The sequence below is a fragment of the Alphaproteobacteria bacterium genome, assembly GCA_030740435.1.
Classification (GTDB): Bacteria; Pseudomonadota; Alphaproteobacteria; order UBA2966; family UBA2966.
Genome location: JASLXG010000149.1, coordinates 23215 through 45435, shown reverse-complemented (window position 1 = coordinate 45435; position 22221 = coordinate 23215). Strand labels below are relative to the sequence as shown.

20 protein-coding genes and 1 pseudogene are annotated in these 22221 nt (G+C 67.7%); 11 read left to right on the top strand and 10 right to left on the bottom strand.

Annotation, left to right across the window (positions count from 1 at the left end; genetic code table 11):
- Positions 1-56 precede the first annotated feature (56 nt).
- Genes ispH through rnhA form a run of 3 tightly spaced genes read left to right on the top strand, consistent with a single transcriptional unit; the run spans position 57 to position 2413 of the window.
- Positions 57-998 carry a 4-hydroxy-3-methylbut-2-enyl diphosphate reductase gene (gene ispH, locus QGG75_15320; GenBank protein ID MDP6068603.1) on the top strand — a complete coding sequence of 314 codons (942 nt, stop codon included), beginning with the start codon at positions 57-59 and terminating at the stop codon, positions 996-998.
- Positions 999-1001: 3 nt separating this feature from the next.
- On the top strand, positions 1002-1982 hold the full coding sequence (locus tag QGG75_15315; protein MDP6068602.1) for a homoserine kinase: 981 nt from the start codon (positions 1002-1004) through the stop codon (positions 1980-1982).
- Positions 1961-2413, top strand: a complete 453-nt coding sequence (gene rnhA / locus QGG75_15310) for a ribonuclease HI (protein ID MDP6068601.1) — start codon at positions 1961-1963, stop codon at positions 2411-2413. Before QGG75_15315 ends, rnhA begins: the two co-directional genes overlap by 22 nt.
- On the opposite strand, the gene QGG75_15305 is transcribed toward rnhA, so the two are convergent.
- Both QGG75_15305 and QGG75_15300 read right to left on the bottom strand, forming a co-directional pair.
- Positions 2408-2890, bottom strand: coding sequence for a peroxiredoxin (locus tag QGG75_15305; protein ID MDP6068600.1), 483 nt, complete (start codon positions 2888-2890; stop codon positions 2408-2410). The two genes, rnhA and QGG75_15305, sit on opposite strands and share 6 nt — an antisense overlap.
- A gap of 93 nt (positions 2891-2983) precedes the next feature.
- Positions 2984-3850, bottom strand: coding sequence for a protein-disulfide reductase DsbD family protein (locus QGG75_15300; protein ID MDP6068599.1), 867 nt, complete (start codon positions 3848-3850; stop codon positions 2984-2986).
- Positions 3851-3941: 91 nt separating this feature from the next.
- Between QGG75_15300 and QGG75_15295 the strand changes: the two genes are divergently transcribed.
- The gene (locus QGG75_15295) at positions 3942-4505 is read left to right on the top strand and encodes a YqgE/AlgH family protein (protein MDP6068598.1); all 564 of its coding nucleotides are present in this window, start codon (positions 3942-3944) and stop codon (positions 4503-4505) included.
- A 31-nt stretch (positions 4506-4536) separates the two neighbouring features.
- Here QGG75_15295 and QGG75_15290 read toward each other — a convergent pair whose 3' ends face one another.
- On the bottom strand, positions 4537-5559 hold the full coding sequence (locus tag QGG75_15290; GenBank protein ID MDP6068597.1) for a polyprenyl synthetase family protein: 1023 nt from the start codon (positions 5557-5559) through the stop codon (positions 4537-4539).
- A 129-nt stretch (positions 5560-5688) separates the two neighbouring features.
- Here QGG75_15290 and QGG75_15285 point away from each other — a divergent pair, with 129 nt between their 5' ends.
- From QGG75_15285 to QGG75_15270, 4 genes are read left to right on the top strand one after another with little or no spacing between them, the layout of a single operon-like run.
- Complete coding sequence (locus QGG75_15285) at positions 5689-5907, top strand: DUF2007 domain-containing protein (GenBank protein MDP6068596.1); 219 nt, start codon at positions 5689-5691, stop codon at positions 5905-5907.
- Positions 5894-6652, top strand: coding sequence for a methyltransferase (locus QGG75_15280; GenBank protein MDP6068595.1), 759 nt, complete (start codon positions 5894-5896; stop codon positions 6650-6652). The genes QGG75_15285 and QGG75_15280 overlap by 14 nt, the downstream gene beginning before the upstream one ends.
- 27 nt (positions 6653-6679) lie before the next feature.
- Positions 6680-7570, top strand: coding sequence for a S49 family peptidase (locus QGG75_15275; protein ID MDP6068594.1), 891 nt, complete (start codon positions 6680-6682; stop codon positions 7568-7570).
- Positions 7571-7595: 25 nt separating this feature from the next.
- Positions 7596-7850, top strand: a complete 255-nt coding sequence (locus QGG75_15270) for a hypothetical protein (GenBank protein ID MDP6068593.1) — start codon at positions 7596-7598, stop codon at positions 7848-7850.
- Positions 7851-7914: 64 nt separating this feature from the next.
- Here QGG75_15270 and QGG75_15265 read toward each other — a convergent pair whose 3' ends face one another.
- Positions 7915-8232, bottom strand: a complete 318-nt coding sequence (locus QGG75_15265; protein MDP6068592.1) for a DNA-binding transcriptional regulator — start codon at positions 8230-8232, stop codon at positions 7915-7917.
- Between the two features lies 1 nt (position 8233).
- Positions 8234-8431: pseudogene (locus QGG75_15260) on the bottom strand (type II toxin-antitoxin system RelE/ParE family toxin).
- Between the two features lie 275 nt (positions 8432-8706).
- Between QGG75_15260 and QGG75_15255 the strand changes: the two are divergent.
- The 3 genes from QGG75_15255 to ppdK are packed head-to-tail and all read left to right on the top strand — an operon-like array spanning position 8707 to position 14409.
- Entirely contained in the window at positions 8707-9591 is an 885-nt protein-coding gene (locus tag QGG75_15255) for a glycine--tRNA ligase subunit alpha (GenBank protein MDP6068591.1), read from the top strand.
- Positions 9592-9595: 4 nt separating this feature from the next.
- Positions 9596-11722 (top strand): glycine--tRNA ligase subunit beta, encoded by a 2127-nt coding sequence (glyS, locus tag QGG75_15250; GenBank protein MDP6068590.1) that lies wholly within the window; start codon positions 9596-9598, stop codon positions 11720-11722.
- Positions 11723-11730: 8 nt separating this feature from the next.
- Entirely contained in the window at positions 11731-14409 is a 2679-nt protein-coding gene (gene ppdK / locus QGG75_15245) for a pyruvate, phosphate dikinase (GenBank protein MDP6068589.1), read from the top strand.
- 32 nt (positions 14410-14441) lie between these two features.
- Here the strand turns inward: ppdK and QGG75_15240 are convergent, their stop codons facing one another.
- The 5 genes from QGG75_15240 to QGG75_15220 are packed head-to-tail and all read right to left on the bottom strand — an operon-like array spanning position 14442 to position 22216.
- Complete coding sequence (locus tag QGG75_15240) at positions 14442-16025, bottom strand: thiamine pyrophosphate-dependent enzyme (GenBank protein ID MDP6068588.1); 1584 nt, start codon at positions 16023-16025, stop codon at positions 14442-14444.
- Complete coding sequence (locus QGG75_15235) at positions 16022-18118, bottom strand: hydantoinase/oxoprolinase family protein (GenBank protein MDP6068587.1); 2097 nt, start codon at positions 18116-18118, stop codon at positions 16022-16024. Before QGG75_15235 ends, QGG75_15240 begins: the two co-directional genes overlap by 4 nt.
- Positions 18115-19734 (bottom strand): hydantoinase B/oxoprolinase family protein, encoded by a 1620-nt coding sequence (locus QGG75_15230; protein MDP6068586.1) that lies wholly within the window; start codon positions 19732-19734, stop codon positions 18115-18117. The genes QGG75_15235 and QGG75_15230 overlap by 4 nt, the downstream gene beginning before the upstream one ends.
- Before the next feature lie 9 nt (positions 19735-19743).
- Positions 19744-20679 carry a branched-chain-amino-acid transaminase gene (gene ilvE, locus QGG75_15225; GenBank protein MDP6068585.1) on the bottom strand — a complete coding sequence of 312 codons (936 nt, stop codon included), beginning with the start codon at positions 20677-20679 and terminating at the stop codon, positions 19744-19746.
- 16 nt (positions 20680-20695) lie between these two features.
- Positions 20696-22216: a tripartite tricarboxylate transporter permease gene (locus QGG75_15220; GenBank protein ID MDP6068584.1), complete on the bottom strand. Its 1521-nt coding sequence runs from the start codon at positions 22214-22216 to the stop codon at positions 20696-20698.
- Positions 22217-22221 lie beyond the last annotated feature (5 nt).

The following is a 22221-nucleotide window of genomic DNA, read 5'->3' as shown; positions in this document are numbered from 1 at the left end:
GACCCGGTGAGAAATGCGGGCTAGAATGCTGCCTCAGTTCCCCGGGTTCGATCGCCATGCCCAAAGCGCCACTCACCGTATTGCTTGCCAGCCCCCGCGGCTTTTGTGCCGGCGTCGACCGGGCCATCCAGATCGTCGAGGCGGCGCTGGAGCGCCGGGGCGCCCCCGTCTACGTGCGCCACGAGATCGTGCACAACCGCACCGTGGTGGCCGGGCTCGAGCAAAAAGGCGCGGTCTTCGTCGACCAGCTTGACGAGGTGCCCGATGGTGCCGTGGTGATATTCTCTGCCCACGGCGTGGCCAAGACGGTGCCGGCCGAGGCGGCGCGGCGTGGTTTGGAATGGCTCGACGCCACCTGCCCGCTGGTCTCCAAGGTCCACCGCGAGGCCGAGGCCCACCATGGAGCCGGACGTCAGTGTCTGCTCATCGGTCACGCCGGCCATCCCGAGGTGATCGGCACCATGGGCCAGTTGCCCAATGGTGCCGTGCTGCTGGTTGAAAACGTGGCGGCGGCCGAAAGCCTGGTGCCGGGCTCGGCGGACTTGGCATACCTGACCCAGACGACGCTGTCGGTGGACGATGCGGCCGAGATCATCGCCGTGCTGGAGCGCCGCTTTCCGGGTATCCAGGCGCCGACCAAGGAGGACATCTGCTACGCCACCACCAACCGCCAGCAAGCCGTGCGGCAGGCGGCGGCGCGGGCCGACGTCTGCCTGGTGGTAGGTGCCCCCAACTCGTCGAATTCGCTGCGCCTGGTGGAGATGGCGAGGCGCCACGGCTGCCCCCGGGCCGAACTGGTGGAAAGTGCCGCCGATCTCGACTGGGCGTTGCTCGATGGTGCTGCGACGCTGGCCCTCAGCGCCGGTGCCTCGGCTCCCGAACACCTGGTCGAGGAGTTGCTGGCGGTGCTGGGCCAGCGTTTCGAGGTCAGCGTCGAGCTCCTCGAGGCGGTCCGCGAGGACGTCCGCTTCAAGCTCCCCCTGGCCCTCACGGCCTGAGCCATGGCCGTCTACACCGAGGTTTCCGACGAGGAGCTGGAGGCTTTCGTGGCCCAGTACGACATCGCCCGGGTGGTCTCGTGCAAGGGCATCGCCGAGGGTATCGAGAACTCCAACTACCTGCTGCAGACCGAGACCGGCAACTACATCCTGACGCTCTACGAAAAGCGCGTCGAACCGGCCGATCTACCTTTCTTCCTGGGCCTGATGGAGCATCTGGCGGGGCGCGGAGTACCTTGTCCGACGCCGCTGGTGGGTCGCGACGGCGAGGCCCTGCGCGAGCTCGCAGGACGGCCCGCCGCCATCGTCAGCTTTCTCAACGGTGTCTGGCCGCGCCGGCCGCGACCCGACCAGTGCGGCCAGCTCGGAGATGCCGTGGCACGCTTGCATATCGCCGGCAGCGATTTCGCCCTGAGCCGGCCCAACGCGCTCTCGGTGGCGGCCTGGCGGCCGCTCTTCGAAAGCTGCGCCGGGCGCGCCGACGAGGTGGCGCCGGGTCTGGCCGAGGAGATCGCCGCCGAGCTCGAGGTGCTGGAAAGGGACTGGCCCAGGGATCTGCCGGCCGGGGTTATCCACGCCGACCTCTTTCCCGACAACGTTTTCTTTTTGACCAACCAGCTGTCGGGGCTGATTGATTTCTATTTCGCCTGCAACGACAGCTTCGCCTACGAGCTGGCGATTTTGCTCAACGCCTGGTGCTTCGAGCCCGACCGCCAGTTCAACGTCACCAAGGCGCGGCTGATGCTGGCCGCCTACCGCCGCCGTCGGCCCTTTTCCGAGGCCGAGCTCGAGGCCCTGCCCCTGCTGACCCGCGGCGCCGCGCTGCGCTTTCTGTTGACCCGGCTCTACGACTGGCTCAACCACGTCGAGGGCGCCCTGGTGAAACCCAAGGACCCGCTGGAATACCTGCAGAAGCTGCGCTTTCACCAGAGCGTGCGCGGCCCCGCCGCCTATGGTCTGGAATGGCGACCGTGGGCAATCTAGTCGAGATCTACACCGACGGGGCCTGCTCGGGAAACCCGGGGCCGGGCGGCTGGGGGGCGCTGCTGCTTTACCAGGGGCACGAACGCGAGCTTTCGGGCGGCGAGCCCGAAACCACCAACAACCGCATGGAACTGATGGCCGCCATCCAGGCCCTGGAAAGCCTCAAACGGCCCTGCCGGGTGCGGCTCCATACCGACAGCACCTATGTGCGCAGCGGCATCACCGAATGGATCGGGCGCTGGCGCCAGAACGGCTGGCGCACGGCGGCCAAGAAGCCGGTCAAGAACGCCGATCTCTGGCAGCGCCTGGAGGCGGCGCTGGGCGAGCACCGGATCGACTGGCGCTGGGTCAAGGGCCACGCCGGCGATGCCGGCAACGAACGCGCCGACGCCCTCGCCCGCGAAGGCGCCCTAGCGGCAAAAAACCTATAGCTGCTCGAGGATTTTTTCCGCGCTGGAGACCTCGAAGGCACCGCCTTCCTCGATATTGAGGACGCTGACCACGCTGTCCTCGGCGATCAGCGAATAGCGCCGGCAACGCCGGCCCAGGCCGCGCTCCACAAGATCGAGCTCGATGCCCATGGCCTGGGTGAGCGCGGCCGAGCCGTCGGCCAGCATGACCACGTCGTCGCCGACGTTCTGCTCCTTGCCCCAGGCCGCCATGACGAAGACGTCGTTGACGGCGTGGCAGACGATGGTGTCGACGCCCTTGGCTTTCAGCGCCGCGGCGTGGCTCACGAAGCCGGGCAGGTGCTGGGCCGAACAGGTCGGCGTGAAGGCACCGGGCAGCCCGAACATCACCACCAATTTGGCGGCAAAGAGCTCGCGGCTTTTGACCGGCGCCGGTCCGCCATCCCGCATCACCGCCAGCGTGGCCTCGGGAATCCTGTCCCCCACCTTGATCGTCATACCCTTGGTCCTTCCCAGATAAGTGCGTGTGGCGTTCAACTCTTCACAGAGATTACTGAGATACGCCGATCGCGCCCGTTGTCCAGTGCCGGTTCAGGGTGCCACGAAAAGGCTTTTCTCGAGCGCCCGGGGGCCGTCGACCAGGGTCAAGGTGAGGCGCCCGCCGGCAAAGGGGAGGGCGCCCAGGTCGGGCTCGACGGTGAGGCGCAGGATGCCCCGGTTGGGCCCCAGCCGCTCCAGTGCCGGCGGTCCGAAGGCGTAGGCGGGCGCTCCCTCGACGAAAAGGTCGGGTTTTTTCAGGGCCCCTTGCGAGCGTACCGAGACGGCCAGCACGGGCGGCTTGCCGGCCTGCAGCTCGGCCCCCTCGATGGCCAGGCCGGTGTCCCCCGGCAGGCGTGCCTGGAAGCGTTCGATCAGCCGCCGGTGGACCTCTGAGGCTCCGGCCACCCTGTCGCCGCCGGCCCGGGCTGGCAGGTCGAGCACCAGCGTTGCCTCCAGGGGCACGCAGATCTCGCGGCAGACGGCATAGCTGACCTGGGCCCGCAGACCGAGCCCGGCGCCGGGCCGCTGGAGCTCGACGCGGATCGGCAGCACCACCTCGCCGGCATAGCCGAAGCTGGCGATGCCGGCCTGGGAAAAACGCTTGGGAGCCGGCCAGCCGAGTTCGGCCCGGGTCAGGTTCCGCGATCCCGCCCAGCTCACCCTGAGCGGGATGCCGGCAGCGCCCGGCGTGCGCCAGTAGGTCTTCCAGCCGCTCTCCAGGCGGATCTGGAAGCCGAAGTCGAGGATGCTTCGCCCGGCCACCGCCGGGCCGGCGCTGAGCAGACGAATCTGGGCCATATCGACGCTGATCCAGGGCGTCGCCTTGGCCAACGCCGGCCCGCCGCCGCACAGCAGCAGCCCCAGCAGGCCGAAAAACGCCGCGAATTTCCGATGGCAATCTGTTCCCCGCGAATCCATATCTAGAGATACAGCGGATGTTAAGGATTGGCCAGATATGCTAGGGTTCGTCGATCGACGGATACGGTCCTGACCGCGGTTGCGAGGCGCCATGAGCGAGGATGGATATCTTCCCGGCCAGTTGCTGGTGGCCATGCCCACGATGGGCGATAGCCGCTTCCAGCGCACGGTGATCTACATGTGCGCCCACTCCGCCCAGGGCGCCATGGGGCTGGTCATCAACAAGGTGCTGGACAACATCACTTTCCCCGATCTTTTGGAACAGCTGGGCATCAAGGCGCCGACGCTGGAGCAGCGCATCCAGGTCCATTTTGGCGGCCCGGTGGAGCAGACCCGCGGCTTCGTGCTGCATTCCAGCGACTATCTTCAGGATGCCTCTCTGGTGATCGACGAAAGCATTGCGCTGACCGCCTCGCTCGACGTGCTCAAGGCCATCGCCAACGGCGAGGGCCCGCGCCACTCCATCCTGGCGCTGGGCTACGCCGGCTGGGGGCCGGGCCAGCTCGACGCCGAAATCCAGGCCAACGGCTGGCTCCACGCCCCGGCCGACTTGCGCCTCATATTCGAGCCCGACCTGGAGCGCAAATGGCAGGCCGCTGTGGCCTCGGTGGGCGTCGATCTTTCGCTCTTGTCAGGCGAGTTCGGCCACGCCTGAAGGGCCGTTCCCAGAGATTCAGAATTGCGGGCTAATGCGCCCGGCTGATGGAGAAATCGATGACGTCGGTCAGCGCCCGCTTGCCCGGGCTGTCGGCGAAGATGCCCAGCGCGTCGCGGGCGATGGCGCCGTAGTGGCGGGCGCGCTCGATGGTGTCGGCCAGCGCGGTATGGTGCTCGAGCAACTGCACGGCGTGTTGCAGATCGCCTTCCGTGTGATCGCGGCGTTCCAGCGTGCGGCGCCAGAAGCTGCGCTCCTCTTCGTTGCCGCGGCGAAAGGCCAGCAGCACCGGCAGCGTGATCTTGCCCTCGCGGAAATCGTCGCCGACGGTCTTGCCCAAGGTCGCCTGGCGGGCCGAATAGTCGAGCACGTCATCGATCAGCTGGAAGGCGATGCCGAGATTGCGGCCGTAGGAATCCAGCGCCTGCTCTTCGGTCGGCGGACGTTCGCCGACCACGGCGCCGATGCGGCAGGCGGCGGCGAACAGCGCCGCCGTCTTGGCCGTGATAACCTCGAGGTAAGCCTCCTCGCTGGTTTCGGTGTCGTTCGAAGTGACCAGCTGCATGACCTCGCCCTCGGCGATCACGGCCGAGGCATTGGAGAGAATGCCCAGCACCCTGAGCGAGCCGTCCTCGACCATGAGCTGGAAGGCGCGGCTGAAAAGGAAGTCACCGACCAGCACGCTGGGTTGGTTGCCCCAGATCGCGTTGGCGGTGGCGTTGCCGCGCCTGAGATCGCTTTCGTCGACCACGTCGTCGTGCAAGAGCGTCGCCGTGTGGATGAATTCGACGCAGGCCGCCAGCTTGATGTGGCGCTCGCCCGGATATTCGCAGAGCCGGGCGCTGGCCAGCGTCAGCAAAGGACGCAGCCGCTTGCCGCCCGAAGCCACGATATAGCCCGCCAGTTCGGGGATCAGCGGCACCCGGCTTCCCATGCGGGATACAATGACCTTGTTGACCTGGGCCAAGTCGTCAGCCACCAGATTGAGCAGCGAATCGACGCCAGGCCGGATCTCCGGCGCGGCCGAGGTGGTGATGGGGATGACACTAGCCAACGGAAACCACTCGCTTGACCTGATTTCAGCGCGAGGCGAGCATAGAAGCCGGTTTCGCGGCCGGTCAAGCCCAAGGCGGCCGCTCCGGCTGCGTCCTATTGACGCGCCCCGGCGGGGCAGAGAGGCGCCATGGTCGAGCTTTTGCGTACCAACGATCCGATTTTGCTCTCGTGGCTGGGTGCGCTGCTGGCCGACCAGGGCATCCCGGCGGTGGTGTTCGACGGCCATACCGCGGTTCTCGAGGGCTCCGTCACGGCCATTCAGCGGCGCCTCATGGTAAGCCGTGACGATGCCGCTTCGGCGCGGCGCCTGATGGCCGAGGCGGGGGTCGGCGATGGCGGGGACTGAAAACCCGGTCGAGGCCGGCGTCAGGCGGAACAGCCTGCTCGACGGTCGCCTCGAGCTGTGGCAGCCGAGGCAGGGCTATCGCAGCGCCATCGATCCCATCGTGCTGGCCGCGGCCGTGGCGGCGGCGCCCGGCCAGCGCGTGCTCGATGTCGGCACCGGCGTCGGTACGGCGGCGCTGTGTCTGGCGCTGCGCCAGCCCGAATGCCATATCAGCGGCCTCGAGATCCAGCCCGATCTGGCGGCCCTGGCGCGGCGGAACGCCGAGGCCAACGGCTGCGCCGCGCGCTTTGCCGTCCATTGTGGCGACCTGGCGGCGCCACCGCCTGGCCTCGATCCCGGTTTCGACCACGTCATGGCCAATCCGCCCCACCAGGCGGCCGAACGCGGCCCGGCCTCACCTCATGCCGGCAAGGACTTGGCCAACCGCGAGGGCGCCAGCGGCCTGGCCGACTGGCTCGGTTTCTGCCTGACCATGGTGGCGGCGCGCGGTTCCGTCACCGTGATCCACCGCGCCGACCGCCTCGACGAGGTGCTGGCCGGGTTGGCCGGCCGGGCCGGTGCCGTGGTCGTCATCCCGCTTTGGCCCAAGGCCGGCGAGGCCGCCAAGCGCGTTGTGGTGCAGGCCCGCCGTGGTGCCAGAACGCCGCTCAGGCTGGCCCCGGGCGTGGTGCTGCACCAGGCCGACGGCAGCGCCACACCGGCCGCCCAGGCGCTGCTGCGCGACGGCCAGGCGCTGGTTGCATAGCCCGGCGCCCGTCCCTATTTTGATGCCATGCCGTTGCCTTCCTTCGTTGCCAGGCTACCGCTCGGATCCCTGTGGCCGCTCAGGCGTTGGCGCCGCCGTCCGGTGGTGGCCGTGGTCCGGCTTGATGGCGTCATCGGCCGGGGCGGGCGCTTTCGCGAGGGCCTCGACCTGGCCACGCTGGCCCGGCCGCTGGAGACCGCCTTCGGCCTCAGGCGGCTGGCCGCGATGGCGCTGGCCATCAACTCGCCGGGCGGCGCGGCGACGCAATCGAACCTGATCTACAAGCACATCCGGGCCCTGGCCGAGGAACACGAGGTGCCGGTTTTGGCCTTTGCCGAGGACCTGGCGGCCTCGGGCGGCTATTGGCTGGCCTGCGCCGGCGACGAAATATTCGCCGACGAGAATTCCATCGTGGGCTCGGTCGGCGTGATCTTTTCCGGCTTCGGTTTCACAGGGCTTATGGAGAAACTGGGCGTCGAGCGCCGGCTGCACACGGCGGGCGAGAAAAAATCACTGCTCGACCCCTTCAGCGAGGAGAAGGCGGCCGACGTGAAGCGCCTGGCGGCGTTGCAAAAGGATATCCACGAGAGCTTCAAGGAACTGGTCCGCCAGCGCCGCGGCGAACGCCTCAAGGGGGGCGCGCGAAAAATCTTCTCGGGCGATATCTGGAGCGGCCGTCAGGCCCTCGAGCTGGGCCTGATCGACGGCCTCGGCGATTTGCGCAGCGTCTGCCGTGAGCGCTTCGGCGAGGAGGTGAAATTCCGCCAGATCGGGGCAGAACGCCGGCTGTTGCGTAGGCTGCTGGGCCGCGGCAATCTGGGAGCGGCGCGTCCCCTGGCGAGAGCGCCGGCGGGCTGGGCCGACGAGCTCATCGCGGCCATCGAAGACCGGGCGCTGTGGGGCCGCTTCGGGCTTTAGGGCGAACGGGAGAGGAACGAAAAAAATGTTCGGTTTCGGCCTAACCAAGCTGTTGGTTCTGATCGTCATCATCGGCGGCGTCTGGTACGGCTTCAAGCTGATAAGCCGGCGCAACGAGGCCCGCGAGGGCCGCGGCCCGGGGCGGGTCGCCGGCCGGCGCAAGAAGTCCAAGGCCCGGGTCGATGCCGACAGTCAGGAAATGATCGAATGCGACGTCTGCGGCATCTTCGTGGCCGCCGTCGGCGCCACCTCGTGCGACCGCGCCGACTGCCCTTATTGATTGGGGCTTTCCCGAAAGGGTCTCTGCCAAAAGGGTCTCTGTCCCCGAAACTTCCTTCATCCTTTTAGGCGACCGCCTGTAACCCCTTCTTCGCGACCAACGTCAGGAGCTTCAAGGACGCGCCACGGGGATGCCTCTCACCCCGCTCCCACTGGCTGACAAGGCCCGTGGTGACATTCAGGTAGCGAGCGAAGACCGCTTGACTTGCCTTCTCACGTAGCCGGATGTCGCGGATTTCCTCCGGCGTCAGTTCTTCGACCGGAGTGAAGCACATCTCATCGAAGGCCTTCATGGTCTGTTTTGCCATGACGCCTGCCTCTGTCAGGCCGAGCGCCGTCTCGTGAACCGAAGCCAGCGGGTCACTTTTGTACTGCTTAACCATTGCGGAACAGCACAATGGAGCGGAAGCCACCGGACTTGCCTTGCCCCTTCCGCGCAATCCGCTGCTTAATCACGCAGCCGCCCAGATCGGCGTCGACCAGCCCTCGTTCCGCCCGCTGGATCGCATCGCATAACGCAGCATCATCGATGCCTTCGTGTTCGGCAAAACGCGCAAAGGGTTTCGTTTTGAAGATGCGCATCAAGCTCACCGCGCCACAGCTATCATACCTAGCATTATAGCACTAAGTATGATGATTTCAATTCTGCGAGTGCTGAAATGTCAGTAACAGATGATATGTCCGCATTAGGTAACACGTGATCTGTCCGCATTTCCCGCCTCCTGCGCAGCCACCCGATGCGCACCTCTTGGCGCCGACCTTGACCGGTTCTGGAGCCACGATTACTGTCCGGCGCAATTGACCGGGACGCCCGCGCCCCGGCGCCACAGGGAAATTCGCCACAAGGAAATTCGTCGATGGCGACCTCCGAGGCCCGCGCGCCGTCGTTTCAGCGCCTCATACTGACGTTGCAGGAGTTCTGGTCGGACCAGGGCTGCGTCTTGCTGCAGCCCTACGACCTGGAAGTGGGCGCCGGCACCTTCCACCCCGCCACGACCTTGCGGGCGCTGGGGCCCAAGCCCTGGAAGGCGGCCTACGTGCAGCCCTCGCGCCGGCCCAGCGACGGCCGCTACGGCGACAATCCCAACCGGTTGCAGCACTACTACCAGTTCCAGGTCATCCTCAAACCTTCTCCCGACGACATTCAGGAGATCTATCTGCAAAGCCTGGCCGCGCTGGGCATAGATGCGGCGCACCACGACATCCGTTTCGTCGAGGACGACTGGGAAAGCCCCACGCTGGGCGCCTGGGGGCTGGGCTGGGAGGTCTGGTGCGACGGCATGGAGGTGTCGCAGTTCACCTACTTCCAACAGGTCGGTGGCATCGACTGCAATCCGGTCTCGGGCGAGATCACCTACGGCCTCGAGCGCCTGGCCATGTATGTCCAGGGCGTCGAGAACGTCTATGACCTCGACTGGAACGGTGCCGAGGGCGAGGCGGGCATGACCTATGGCGAGGTTTTCCTGCGCAACGAACGCGAGTTCTCGGCCTACAACTTCGAGCACGCCAATACGGACGTCCTGCTGCGCCATTTCGAGGACGCCGAAAACGAATGCGAGAACCTGATCGCGGCCGAACTTGCGCTGCCGGCCTACGACCAGTGCATGAAGGCCAGCCACCTCTTCAATTTGCTCGAGGCCCGCGGCGTCATCAGCGTCACCGAACGGGCCGCCTACATCGGCCGCGTGCGGGCCCTGGCCAAGGCCTGTTGCGAAGCCTGGCTGGCCGGTGGGGAGGCCTGAACGGGTGGCCCGGTTCCTGCTCGAAATCCTCTCCGAGGAGGTGCCGTCGCGCATGCAGCGCCGCGCCGGCGAGGACCTCGAGCGGCTGATCTCCGCCGGCCTCGAGGCGGCCGGCATCGGCTATGACGAGGTTTTTGTCTTTGCCACGCCGCGGCGCCTGGCGCTGCTCGCCTATGGTCTGCCGCGGCGCCAGCCCGACGTCCGCGAGGAACGCAAAGGCCCAAAGGCCGACGCCCCGGAGAAGGCCATCGCCGGTTTTCTGCGCGCCACCGGGCTCGAGCGCGATCAGCTCGAGACGCGCGAGACGCCCAAGGGCCCGGCGCTGTTCGCCGTCATCGAGCGTCCCGGGCGGCCCACCGCAGACGTGCTGGCCGAGGTCGTGGGCCAGGCGCTGGCCGGCTTTCCCTGGCCCAAGTCGATGCGCTGGGGCAGCCACGACGTGCGCTGGGTGCGGCCCATCCACGGCATCGTGGCGCTCTTCGAGGGCCGTCTCGTGCCGCTCTCGTTCGGGCCCATCGTGGCCGGCCTGGAGAGCCGCGGCCACCGCTTTCTGGCGCCGGCTCCCTTCAGCGTCGACTCGCTGGCCGATTATCGCCAAAAGCTTGCGGCGGCCCGCGTCATGCTTGATGCCAATGAACGCCAGGCGCTGATCCGCCAACAGGCGACGGCGCTGGCCAGTGCCGAGGGCCTGGCGCTGGTGACGCACGAGGGATTGTTGCAGGAAGTCGTGGGCCTGGCCGAATGGCCGGTGGTGATGATGGGCCGCATCGATGCCGACTTCATGACTTTGCCGCCGGAGGTCCTGGCCACCGCCATGCGCACCCACCAGAAGTATTTTTCGCTGCTCGGTCCCGACGGCCAACTGGCAGCGCGCTTCATCTTCGTGGCCGACAACGAAAGCGCCGACCCCAGCGCCATCGTGGCCGGCAACGAGCGCGTCTTGCGGGCCCGCCTGGCCGACGCCAAGTTCTTCTGGGACCAGGACCGTCGGGTGACGCTGGAGAGCCGCCTGGCGGCGCTCGATGACATCGTCTTCCACGCCCGTCTCGGCAGCCTGGGGCAAAAGGCCGAACGCATTGCCGAACTGGCCCGTTTCGTGGCCCAGGCATTGGGCGACGCTGATCCGGACGCCGCAGCTCGCGCCGGGCTGCTGGCCAAGGCTGACCTGAGCACCGAGATGGTCGGCGAGTTTCCCGAACTGCAGGGAATAATGGGCAGATACTACGCCCTTCGGGGTGGCCAGCCTGAGACCGCGCACCAGTTAGCCATGAGCGGCGACACCGTCAAGGAGCCCGAGTCTGAGGACGTGGCGCAGGCCATCGGCGAGCACTACGCGCCGCAGGGGCCCGGCGATTCCTGCCCCACCGATTCACTGAGCGTGGCTGTCGCACTGGCCGACAAGGTCGACACCCTGATCGGCTTTTTCGCCATCGATGAGCGGCCCACCGGCTCGAAGGATCCTTTCGCGTTGCGGCGGGCGGCCCTGGGAATCATTCGTTTGATCCTGCAAAACGGCATCCGGCTCGATTTGCGCGGCGTGCTGGGGGAAGCATTGGCGCGATACGCCAACGCCCTCGATACGCTGCCCGATGCCGGCCAGGTGATCGAGATCGTCATGGCCTTCTTCGCCGACCGCCTGCAGGTCCACCTGCGCGCCGACGGCGTGCGCCACGATCTCATCGCCGCCGCCTTCGCGCTCAGGGAAAACGATCTGGTGCGGCTGCTGGCCCGGGTCGAGGCCTTGGCCGGTTTTCTCGCCAGCGACGACGGTAGCAATCTTTTGACCGCCTACCGCCGGGCCAACAATATCGTCGAGATTGAGGAAAAGAAGGACGGCTGCCGCTATGAAGGCGACGATCTAGAGGAAGATTCGCTGATCGAGCAAGCTGAACGCGACCTCTTGGCTCGGCTGAACAAGGTCAAGGAGCTCGTTCTCGAAGCCCTGGAGGAAGAGGATTTCGGCCGCGCCTGCCAAGCCTTTGCAACGCTGCGCCAGCCCATAGACAAGTTCTTCGATGATGTCACGGTCAACGTTGACGACCAGGAGCTGCGAAAAAACAGATTGCGCCTGTTGGACAAAGTAAGGGTTTGGTTCCTGCTGTTGGCTGATTTCTCGCAAATAGAGGGCTGAGTAGCGTCATGAGCAAGTGGGTCTACACGTTCGGCAACGAAGCCACCGAGGGCGGTGCCGAAATGCGTGATCTGCTCGGTGGCAAGGGTGCCAATCTGGCCGAGATGGCCGGGTTGGGGCTGCCGGTGCCGCCCGGTTTCACCATCACCACCGAGCTCTGCCGTGCCTTCTACGACGCCGAGCGCCACTACCCGGATGATCTCGAGGACCAGGTAAGGGCCGGCATCCGTCATATCGAGGCCAGCGTCGGTGCCCGTTTCGGCGAGGCCGAGAAGCCGCTTCTGGTCTCGGTGCGTTCGGGCGCCCGGGCCTCGATGCCGGGTATGATGGACACTGTGCTCAACCTGGGCCTCAACGATGCCACCGTCGAGGGCCTGGCGGCGGCCAGCGGCGACGTTCGCTTCGCCTACGATTCCTACCGCCGTTTCATCCAGATGTATGCCGCCGTGGTGCTTGGCGCCGATGCCTTCCAGTTCGAGGAGCTGCTGGAAACCCACAAGACCGGCCGTGGCCTGACCCTGGATACCGAGCTCACCGCCGAGGACTGGCGCACCATCGTCGAGATCTTCAAGCGCCAGGTCCGCCAGGACACCGGCGCCGACTTCCCCCAGGACCCTACGCTGCAGCTCTGGGGCGCCATCGATGCCGTCTTCGGCTCCTGGATGAACCGCCGTGCGGTGACCTACCGCAAGCTCAACGACATCCCCCAATCCTGGGGTACCGCGGTCAACGTCCAGGCCATGGTGTTCGGCAACATGGGCGAGGACTGCGCCACCGGCGTCGCCTTCACCCGCGATCCCTCGACCGGCGACAAGCGTTTTTTCGGCGAGTTCCTGCTCAACGCCCAGGGCGAGGACGTGGTCGCCGGCAGCCGCACACCGCAGCCCCTGACCATGGAGGCGCGAGAGGCCGAGGGCTCGCGCCTGGCCTCGATGGAAGAAGCCATGCCCGAGGTCTTCGCCGAACTGGTCGAGGTCTACCGCTCCCTCGAGGCCCACTACCGCGACATGCAGGACATCGAGTTCACGGTGCAGCGCGGCCGGCTGTGGATGTTGCAGACCCGCAGCGGCAAGCGCACCGCCGCGGCCGCCCTGAAGATCGCCGTCGACATGGCCGAGGAAGGCCTGATCGGCCAGGCGCAAGCGCTGGCCCGGGTCGAGCCGGCCTCGCTCGACCAGCTGCTGCACCCCACGCTCGACCCCGAGGCCGAGCGTGAGGTGCTGGCCAAGGGCCTGCCGGCCTCGCCCGGTGCCGCCTCGGGCCAGGTTGTGTTCAGCGCCGACGAGGCCGAGGCCCGGGCGGCTGATGGCGAGGACGTCATCCTGGTGCGCATCGAGACCAGCCCCGAGGACATCCACGGCATGCACGCCGCCCGCGGCATTCTGACCACGCGCGGCGGCATGACCAGCCACGCCGCCGTGGTGGCCCGGGGCATGGGCCGCGCTTGCGTCTCCGGGGCCGGGCTGATCCGGGTCGATTACGTGGCCCAGACGCTGAGCGCCGGCGACCACACGGTGGCCAAGGGTGATGTCATCACCATCGACGGCAGCTCGGGCGAGGTCATGTTGGGCCGTGTGCCGACGGTGCAACCCGAGCTCAGCGGCAGCTTCGACCGCCTCATGGAATGGGCCGACGAGGTGCGCCGGCTGGAGGTGCGCTGCAATGCCGACACGCCCGCCGATGCCCGCACGGCGCGCGAGTTCGGCGCCCAGGGCATCGGGCTCTGTCGCACCGAGCACATGTTCTTCGAGGCCGAGCGCATCGTCGCCATGCGCGAGATGATCGTGGCCGAGGACGAGGCCGGGCGCCAAGTGGCGCTGGACAAGCTGTTGCCCATGCAGCGCCAGGATTTTGTCGAGATTTTCCGCATCATGGCCGGTCTGCCGGTCACGGTGCGTTTGCTGGATCCGCCGCTGCACGAGTTCCTGCCGCACACCGACGAGGAGAAGGCAGCCGTCGCCGAGGCCGCCGGGGTGACGCTCGAGCATTTGCGCCAGCGCGTGCTGCGGCTCGAGGAGAGCAATCCCATGCTCGGCCACCGCGGCTGCCGCCTGGGTATCTCATACCCCGAGATCTACCGCATGCAGGCCCGCGCCATTTTCGAGGCGGCACTCGAGGTCGGCGCCGAGCTGGACCGGCCGGTGAACGCCGAGGTGATGATCCCGCTGGTCGCCAGCCGCCGCGAGTTCGAATTCCTCAAGGCCGAGATCGACGCCGTCGCCGAGGACGTGGCAGCGGCCCGGGGCCAGCGCCCGACCTACCTGGTGGGCACCATGATCGAGCTGCCGCGGGCGGCCCTGAGGGCAGCCGAGATCGCGAGTACGGCGGAGTTCTTCAGCTTCGGCACCAACGACCTGACGCAGACCACGTTCGGCATCAGCCGCGACGATTCGGCCCATTTCCTGGAGCATTACCTGGCCCAGGGCGTGATCGCCACGGATCCCTTCGTCAGCCTCGACCAGGACGGCGTCGGCGAGCTGGTGACCATCGCCGCGGCGCGGGGCCGCGGCGCCCGGCCCGACCTCAAGCTCGGCATCTGCGGCGAACACGGCGGCGATCCCGCCTCCATCGCCTTTTGCCACCGGGCCGGACTGGACTACGTCTCGTGCTCGCCCTACCGTGTCCCCATCGCCCGCCTGGCCGCGGCCCAGGCCGCCATCGGCACGGCCGGTCCCGACGGCGACTGAGGCGTCGCGAAAGGGTCCCTGTCCCCGAAACTCTAGCCCCTGAGGGCCCGCAACTGGTCGGGGTAGCCGCTGGGGTCGAGGCGGACGTCGATCAGTGAAGGCCCCTCGTGCACGGCGGCTGCCGTGAAGGCCGAGGCCAGGTCGGCGCTCTGCTCGACGCGCCAGGCGGCCAGGCCGAAGCCGCGCGCCACGGCGGCGAAGTCGGGGGGCTGCCAGGTCAGGCCGAGATCGGGTAGTTGGCGCCCGGCGCGCTTGATGTCGATCAGCGAGAGCCGGCCGTCGTTGCAAACTACGACGCAGATCCGGGCGCCGGTCTCGGCCGCCGTTTTTAGCTCGCCCAGGCACATCATCAAGCCGCCGTCGCCGGTGATCGCCAGGGCGCCGCGTTCGGGATCATATAGCGCCGCCGCGATGGCCGCGGGCACAGCAAACCCCATGCTGGCGAGGCCGTTGGAGATGAGCAGGTCCAGAGGCTGGGCCGAGTTCCAGAAGGCGCAAGCCGAGAACATGTGGGCCCCGGCATCGACCGCCAGCCGCGCTTTGGCGCCGAAGGCCCGGGCCGCTGCCTTGACCACCTCGACGGCGTTCAGGCCGCCGCCCGCGGCGATTTCCATGCCCCGCAGATAGTGCTGGCGATGGCCGGCGATCTCGATCGCCGTCCAGGAACTTTGCCGCGCCCCGGCGGTCATTGCTTCCAGGCTCTCGTCAAGCGGACCGGTCAGCCGCACTTCGGGCACCACATAGTGGGGCTCATGGGCGGCCTCGCAGAGATCCAACACCGGTGCCTGGTAGGCCCAGGGCTGGCGGATCAGCTCGATGGGGTCGAGGCCGACCAGAACGATCAGGTCGGCCTCGCCGACGCAAGGCCTTTCGACGGCGCCGCCGGTGAAGATGCCGGCGTAAAGCGGGTGCCCATCGGGCAGGCAACCCTTGGCCATGTAGCTGACCAGGGTGGGCGCGCCGAGCCGCTCGACGAAGGGGCGCAAGGCGGCCGCGGTGGCGGCGCAGGTGGCCTCCAGACCGACGATGACCACCGGCCGGCGGCTGGCGGCGAGCAGGGCCGCGGCCCGCTCTTGATCGCCGGCTGCGGGCGGCTCCGGGCTGGCTGTCCGCTCGGGCGCCGCGGCGCCGGGGAAGACCACCGCCGGCCGCCGCGGCGGCCGGCCGCTCGACGCGATCCAGGTCTCGACGCAGGCTTCATCGGGGGCCAGAACCTCGGCCCCGCCGACGCGCAGCAGCGGCGCCACCAGCTCGGCCTGGTCGAAGACCTGATGGCTGAGGAAGCCCAGCTCGGCGGCCTCGAAGGCCTCGGTCACCAGCAGCGCCGGCAGGCGATCGAGGGCGGCCGAGGCCAGGCCGTTGGCAGCCGCGGCCAGCCCCGGCCCCTTGGTCGTGAAGGCCAGGCCTGGTGTGCCGGCCAGGGCCCCCGTTACCCCGGCCATCATCACCGCGGCGTCTTCGCGCGCCGTGACGACGGTGGCGACGCCCTGGTGCCTGAGCGCCGCCATGAGATCGAGGCTGCTGCCGCCGCCGGGTACGCCGAAGCCGCGTGTCAGACCGGCCCGGGCCAGGCGCGCCGCCAGCCATTCGACGAATTGCCCGGCCGGCAGCGTCACGGCGGAGCCGTCAGGATCAGGTTGGCGGCGGCATCGACGGCGAGGGCAAAATCGGGCGGCACGACGACGGTCGATTCGACCTCTTCGACGATGGCCGGCCCGGCCAACCGCACCCCCGCCGCGAGCCGCCGACGCTGATAGACAGGCGTCTCGACGAAACCCCGGCCGAACCAGACCGGGCGCCGGCCGTCGGCTTCGGGAGCAGCAGCAGCCGCCGCCGCCGCCGGCTTCCGGGCCAGGGCCTGGGCCAGTGGCGAGTCCGGTCCGCTGACCACCAGCCGCCACGACAGCACCTCGACCGGCATCTTCTCGCTGCGCCCGTAGCGCCGATCATAGGCCGCCGTAAAGGCCGCCAGCAGCGCCTGCCGATCGCCGCCCGCCACCATATCGGCCGTCACCGGCGTTTCGATCTCGTAGCCCTGGCCGACGTAGCGCATCATGGCGCTGAAGTGCCGAGTCACTTCTGCCGCGGCGACGCCGGCGCCGGCCACCAGGGCCGAGGCCCCGGTGTTCATGTCGTCGAGCAATGCCTGCAGCCGGGGGAAATCCAACGCCGCCAGCACCGCCGGGGCGGCCCGCGAGATCTCGAAGGAAATGGCCGAGGCCAGCATGCCGATGGCCGAGGCGACGCCGGCCCCGGGGGGCGAGATGAGCTTGGTGATGGCCATCTTGCGGGCCATGGCGCAGGCGTGCAGCGGTCCCGCCCCGCCGATCGGCAGCATGCTGAAGCGGCTGGTGTCGAGGCCGCGCTCGATGGCGTGGATGGTGGCGGCCTGGGCCATGTTGGCGGTTACCGTCTCATGCACGCCCCAGGCCGCCTCGGAGATGTCGATGCCCAGCGGCTGGGCCAGGTGCTCGGCCACCGCCCTTTCGGCCGCCGCCCGGTCCAGCGCCATGCGCCCGCCCAGGAACGAGGCTTCGTCCAGGTAGCCCAGCAGGAGATCGCAGTCCGTCACCGTGGGACGGAGGTTGCCCTGGCCGTAGCACACCGGTCCCGGATCGGCCCCGGCGCTCTCCGGCCCCACCTGCAGCAGCCCGCGTTCGTCGAGCCGCGCGATGGAGCCGCCGCCGGCACCGATCTCGATCATGTCGATGGCGGGGATCTGCAAGGGCAGCCCGCTGCCCGCGGCGAAGCGGGTTTCGCGGGCCACCTCGAATTCCGTCGTGCGTTCGGGCCGGCCGTCCTTGATCAGGCAGGCCTTGGCCGTGGTGCCGCCCATGTCGAAGCAGAGCACGTCGGGGGTTGCCGAAAGCTCGCCAAAGAGGCGCGCCGCCTCGGCCCCCGCGGCCGGTCCCGATTGTACCAGGCGGACGGGGTAGCGTCGGGCCACCTCGGCGGCCACGCAGCGGCCGTCGGAGAGCACCAACAGCAGGTCGCGGCGGTAACCCAGCGCACCCAAGGCGCCGACCAGGCGCTCGACGTAGTGCTCGAAGAGGGGATGGACGTAGGCATTGGCCGCCGTCGTCGAGCTGCGTTCGTATTCGCCGAGCTCGGGACTGACGTCCGACGAGAGCGACACCGATACCCCGGGCAGCTCGGCCCTGAGCCTCCCGCCGAGCGCGCGTTCGTGCTCGGGGTTGAGGTAGGCGTGCAGCAGGCAGACCGCGACCGAACGCACCCCGGCCTGGCGCAGCGTTGCGATGATGCGGCCCACTTCGTGCTGGTCGCAGGGCACCAGGATCCGCCCTGCGGCGTCGATGCGTTCGTTGAGCTCGAAGCGCAGAGGCCGCGGCACCAGTGGTGGCGGCATTTCGATATGGAGATCGAAAAGATCGTAGCGCCACTCGCGGCCGATCTCCAGCACGTCGCGAAAGCCCCGCGTGGTGATCAGCGCCGTCTTCACGCCCTTGCGTTCGATCAGGGCGTTGGCCACCAGGGTGGTGCCGTGGATCACCGAGTTCAGTTGCCCACCGCCGATGCCGGCATCGGCCAAGGCTTGCTCGACGCCTTCGAGCACCGCCCGCGAGGGATCATCCGGCGTGGTCAGCAGTTTTTTCTGAATCAGACGGTCGCCACCTTCCTGCCACAGCACGACGTCGGTGAAGGTGCCGCCGATGTCGACGCCCAGCCGCCAGGAGGCGCTCGCGGTCATGGCTCCGCACTCACCAGGCCGCTCTCGATGTCAGCGGCGATGTCTTCAGCGGCGCGTTCGGCGGGGGCAAAAAGCCCGCCGCCGCCCGGCGTCTGAAACGTCACCTCGTCGCCCAACTGCAGCTCCGTGCGCGATTTGGCTGGGATGGTCTGGCCATTGACCAGATCCCGGCCGGCGCTGCCGACCTTGCCGCCCAGCAGGCCGCGCGGCGGAAAGCGCGTTCGTTCGTGGCGGATGGTCATGGTCACGGGGTGCTCGGAGCGCGAGCGGAATCCGATGCGTTGGGCGTTGCCGCCGCGCCAACGCCCGGCACCGCCCGTGTCGGGCACCAGGCACTTTTCCGTCACCAGCAGCGGCACCTGGTGCTCGAAGGCCTCGATGGGCTGGTTGGAGACGTTGCTGGGGAAGCTCAAACATCCCGGACCGTCACCGCTGGCCCGGGCGCCGTGACCGCCGTTCATGAAGAACATCTTGACGAAGGCCTGGTCGTGGTGGTCTCGGCCGCTGAAATAGACATTCCACAGCGGCGAGCCCGATTCGGCCACGATACGGTCCGGCAGCAGCGGCGCCAGGGCGCCGAAGACGGCCGGCGGCACGTAGTGGCCGGAAAGATGGCGCCCCCAGACCGGCGCCGGCGAAGTGGCGTTGAGCAGCGAGCCCTGAGGTGCGCTGACACTGATCGGGGCCAGGGTGCCCCCATTGTTGGGGGCGCCCGGATCGAGCAGGCATTTGACGGCATAGCTGGCGTAGGCCTGGGTGTAGTTGAGGACGCTGTTGATGGGCCAGCGCACCTGGGCCGAGGTGCCGGCGAAGTCGATGGCCAAGGCGTCGCCGCTGATGTCCACGACGCATTGGATGCGCAGCGTTTCGTCGACACCGTCGATCTCGAAGGCGTCTTGGTAGCGGCCGTCGGGCAGCTCGGCGACGGCGCGGCGCATGCTTTGTTCGGAACGGTCGATGATCTCTTCGGCCACCGGCTCGAGGCTGTCGAGGCCTTCTTCCTCCATCAGCGCCAGCAGTTTTTCGCCGCAGTCGCGGTAGGCGGCGAACTGGGCCCGGATGTCGCCCAGCGTCTCGTCGGGCTGGCGCAGGTTCTGGCTGAGGAAGTCGATGACGGTGGCGCTCTCCCGGCCGCCCTCGACGATCTTGCAGATGGGGATGCACAGCCCTTCCTCGTATCGATCGTGGGCGCTGGGCGAAGGCGCTCCGCCGATGTCGACGCTGTGGGCCGTGCTGGCGGCGAAGGCCACCAGGCGCCGGCCGGGCCCGGTGCTGAAGATCGGGTGCAGCATCGAGATGTCGTTGAGGTGGCCTGTGCCGATCCAGGGATCGTTGCTGATGATGGTGTCGCCAGGCGCCAGTTGGTCGGCCGAAAAGCGCTCGAGCACGGCCGCCAAGGTGCGGGGCAGGGTGCCCATGAAGCTCGGGATACTGCGCTTCGATTGGGTCAATTGCCGGCCGCGTCCGTCGAACAGACTGAACGCCATGTCGAAATTGTCGCGCACCACCACGGAAAAGGCGGCCCGTACGAAGGTCTCGGCCACCTGGTCGACAATGCCGTCGAGGCGGTGCCAAATCAGGCCCAGGCGTACCGGGTCGAGGGGAGTGGTTGCCATGCCCGGGGCCTACTCGTAAACCGGCGTCAGCCAGTGCCGGAAGCGTTCGTCGCGGCCGCGCACGACGTCGTCATAGGCGGTTTGGAGCTTTCGTGTCAGTGGCCCAGGCGCACCATCCGCCAAGTTTTTGCCGTCGACCGAGAGTATCGGCACGATCTCCTGTCCGGTGCCGCAATAGAAGGCCTCGTCGGCGAGATAAAGCTCGGTGCGGTCGACCTCGCGTTCCTGGCAATCGAGGCCCAGCCCGGCGGCCAACTCCAAGAGCGTCAGCCGGGTGATGCTTTCCAGGATACCGGCCGTCAGCGGCGGCGTGATCAGGCGGCCGGCGCGAACCATGAAGAGGCAGCCGCCCGGTCCCTCGCTGAGGCTGCCGTCGCGATTGAGGATAATGGCGCCGCCGGCGCCCGCGCGCCGCGCCTCGAGCCCGGCCAGGCGGCTGTTGAGATAATTCGCCGCCGCCTTGAGGCGCGGCGGGCTGGCGTCATCGGCGTTGCGCCGCCAACTGCTGACCGCGAAATGCTTGCCCGTCTCGAAGCCCGCGACGCGAGGTCGGGAGCGGCAGATGACGGAGGAGCCGACCGGGCCGGTGGCCGTCATTTCGCCCCAGTCGTCGACATAGGTCTGCACCCGGACGTAGCTGTCCTGGCGCAAATCGTTGGCCCGCAGCAGGTCCAGAATCTGGGCCGCCAGATCGGCCGAGGCCGGCGGCGGCTCGATCTCGATAACCCGCATCGAGAATTGCAAGCGCGCCAGGTGCTCGGCCAGCCGGAAGACGAAAAGTTGCTCCTGTTCGCCGTTCCAATAGGCGCGCAGGCCCTCGAAAACGGTGACGGCAAAGGTCAGACCCGGCGCCATGATCGAGATCTTGGCCTCGGCAAAGGGCACGATGCGGCCGTCTATGGTGGCGAATTCGGGTCTTTCGTCGGTTCCGTTTTGGGCGCTCATGTCTCTCGTCCGATGATCAGGAATCCGCGGGCGGCAGGGCGGCACGGCGTATACGAATGCGGCGCCAGGCGAACAGGGCAATGGCCAGCACGATCAAGCCGGTCAGCGAAAGAAAGGCCGGGCGGCTGAATACGAAAAGAATATTTTCGTCGTAGGTCGAGGCCAGCAGCAACACGGTACGCAGGTTCTCTTCCAGCAGCGGCATCAGGATGAAGCCGATCAGCAGCGGCACCGTGGGAAAGCCGTAGCGGATCATGACGAAGCCCAGCACGCCGAAGACGAAGACCAGTTGTACGTCGAAGAGCGATCCTCGCAAGGCGTAACTGCCGGCCGAGGCGATCACCAGGACGCTGGACAGCAGCAGCCGTCGGGGAATGGCGAAGGCGAACCGCGCCACGTGGACCAGCCCCTGGCCCAGCACCAGATTGACCAGGTTGGCCATCAACAGCGCGCCGTAAATGGCGTAAAGCGGCACCGGGTTTTCCGAAAAAGCCAGCGGCCCGACGTTGATGCCCTGGATCATGAAGGCGCTGAGGATCAGCGCGGCGGCAATATCGCCGGGAATGCCGAAGGCCAGCAGCGGAATGAGATTTGCCCCCGAAACGGCGTTGTTGGCGGCCTCGGGCGCCGCCACGCCCTCCAGCACGCCCGTGCCGAAGCGTTCGGGGTGGGGCGAGGTGCGCCGGGCCTCGCCATAGGCCAGGAAAGCGGCCACCGTCGAGCCCAGCCCGGGCAATGCACCGATCACCGTACCCAGGGCCGAGGAGCGGAAAAGCACCGGGATGCATCCCCGGAATTCGGCCCAGGAGACCCGGTTGTCCTCGCGCTTTGGCGAATAGCGGATGGCCCGTCCCGAGAGATCGGCGAGCGATGAGTCCATCTGGCGAAAGACCTCGGAGACGGCGAGAAAGCCGATCAGCATGGGGATCAGGCCGATGCCTTCTTCCAGCTCCAGGCTGCCGAAGGTCAGGCGTTCGCTGGCGGTGATGGGATCGAGGCCGATGATGCCGATGGAGACGCCCATCAGCATCGATATCAGGCCCTTCCAGGCCGGCTTGCTCGACAGCATGCCCAACGAGCCGAGCGCCACGGCGATCAGCACGGTGTATTCGGCCGGCCCGAAGCTGAGCGCCACGATGGCCAGCAGGCTGGCGAAGAAGATCAGGCAGATGTCGCTGAAGCTGTCGCCGAAGACCGAGGCATAAAGCGCCATCTTGATGGCCTTGGCGCCCTTGCCCTGCTGGGCCAGGGGATAGCCGTCGAGGATCGTGGCTGAGGCCGCGGGCGTTCCCGGCGTGCGGATCAAAATCGCCGTGGTGCTGCTGCCGAAGAGCGAGCCCTTGAACATGCCCAGCAGCATGGGAATGCCCACCCAGGGGCTGAAATAGAAGCTGTAGGGAATCAGCAGCGCCACCGCCATCGAGGCCGTGAGGCCGGGAATGGCTCCCAGGATCTGGCCCGCCGCCACGCCCAGGATGATGGCGATCAGGCTTTCCCAGGTCAGCGCCAGGCTGAGGCCTTCGAGGATCTGCTCCATGGCCG

Coding starts and splice junctions, on each gene's coding strand:
- ispH (MDP6068603.1), top strand. CDS start 57: ATGCCCAAAGCGCCACTCACCGTATTGCTTGCCAGCCCCCGCGGCTTT.
- QGG75_15315 (MDP6068602.1), top strand. CDS start 1,002: ATGGCCGTCTACACCGAGGTTTCCGACGAGGAGCTGGAGGCTTTCGTG.
- rnhA (MDP6068601.1), top strand. CDS start 1,961: ATGGCGACCGTGGGCAATCTAGTCGAGATCTACACCGACGGGGCCTGC.
- QGG75_15305 (MDP6068600.1), bottom strand. CDS start 2,890: ATGACGATCAAGGTGGGGGACAGGATTCCCGAGGCCACGCTGGCGGTG.
- QGG75_15300 (MDP6068599.1), bottom strand. CDS start 3,850: ATGGATTCGCGGGGAACAGATTGCCATCGGAAATTCGCGGCGTTTTTC.
- QGG75_15295 (MDP6068598.1), top strand. CDS start 3,942: ATGAGCGAGGATGGATATCTTCCCGGCCAGTTGCTGGTGGCCATGCCC.
- QGG75_15285 (MDP6068596.1), top strand. CDS start 5,689: ATGGTCGAGCTTTTGCGTACCAACGATCCGATTTTGCTCTCGTGGCTG.
- QGG75_15280 (MDP6068595.1), top strand. CDS start 5,894: ATGGCGGGGACTGAAAACCCGGTCGAGGCCGGCGTCAGGCGGAACAGC.
- QGG75_15275 (MDP6068594.1), top strand. CDS start 6,680: ATGCCGTTGCCTTCCTTCGTTGCCAGGCTACCGCTCGGATCCCTGTGG.
- QGG75_15270 (MDP6068593.1), top strand. CDS start 7,596: ATGTTCGGTTTCGGCCTAACCAAGCTGTTGGTTCTGATCGTCATCATC.
- QGG75_15265 (MDP6068592.1), bottom strand. CDS start 8,232: ATGGTTAAGCAGTACAAAAGTGACCCGCTGGCTTCGGTTCACGAGACG.
- QGG75_15255 (MDP6068591.1), top strand. CDS start 8,707: ATGGCGACCTCCGAGGCCCGCGCGCCGTCGTTTCAGCGCCTCATACTG.
- ppdK (MDP6068589.1), top strand. CDS start 11,731: ATGAGCAAGTGGGTCTACACGTTCGGCAACGAAGCCACCGAGGGCGGT.
- QGG75_15235 (MDP6068587.1), bottom strand. CDS start 18,118: ATGACCGCGAGCGCCTCCTGGCGGCTGGGCGTCGACATCGGCGGCACC.
- QGG75_15230 (MDP6068586.1), bottom strand. CDS start 19,734: ATGGCAACCACTCCCCTCGACCCGGTACGCCTGGGCCTGATTTGGCAC.
- ilvE (MDP6068585.1), bottom strand. CDS start 20,679: ATGAGCGCCCAAAACGGAACCGACGAAAGACCCGAATTCGCCACCATA.
- QGG75_15220 (MDP6068584.1), bottom strand. CDS start 22,216: ATGGAGCAGATCCTCGAAGGCCTCAGCCTGGCGCTGACCTGGGAAAGC.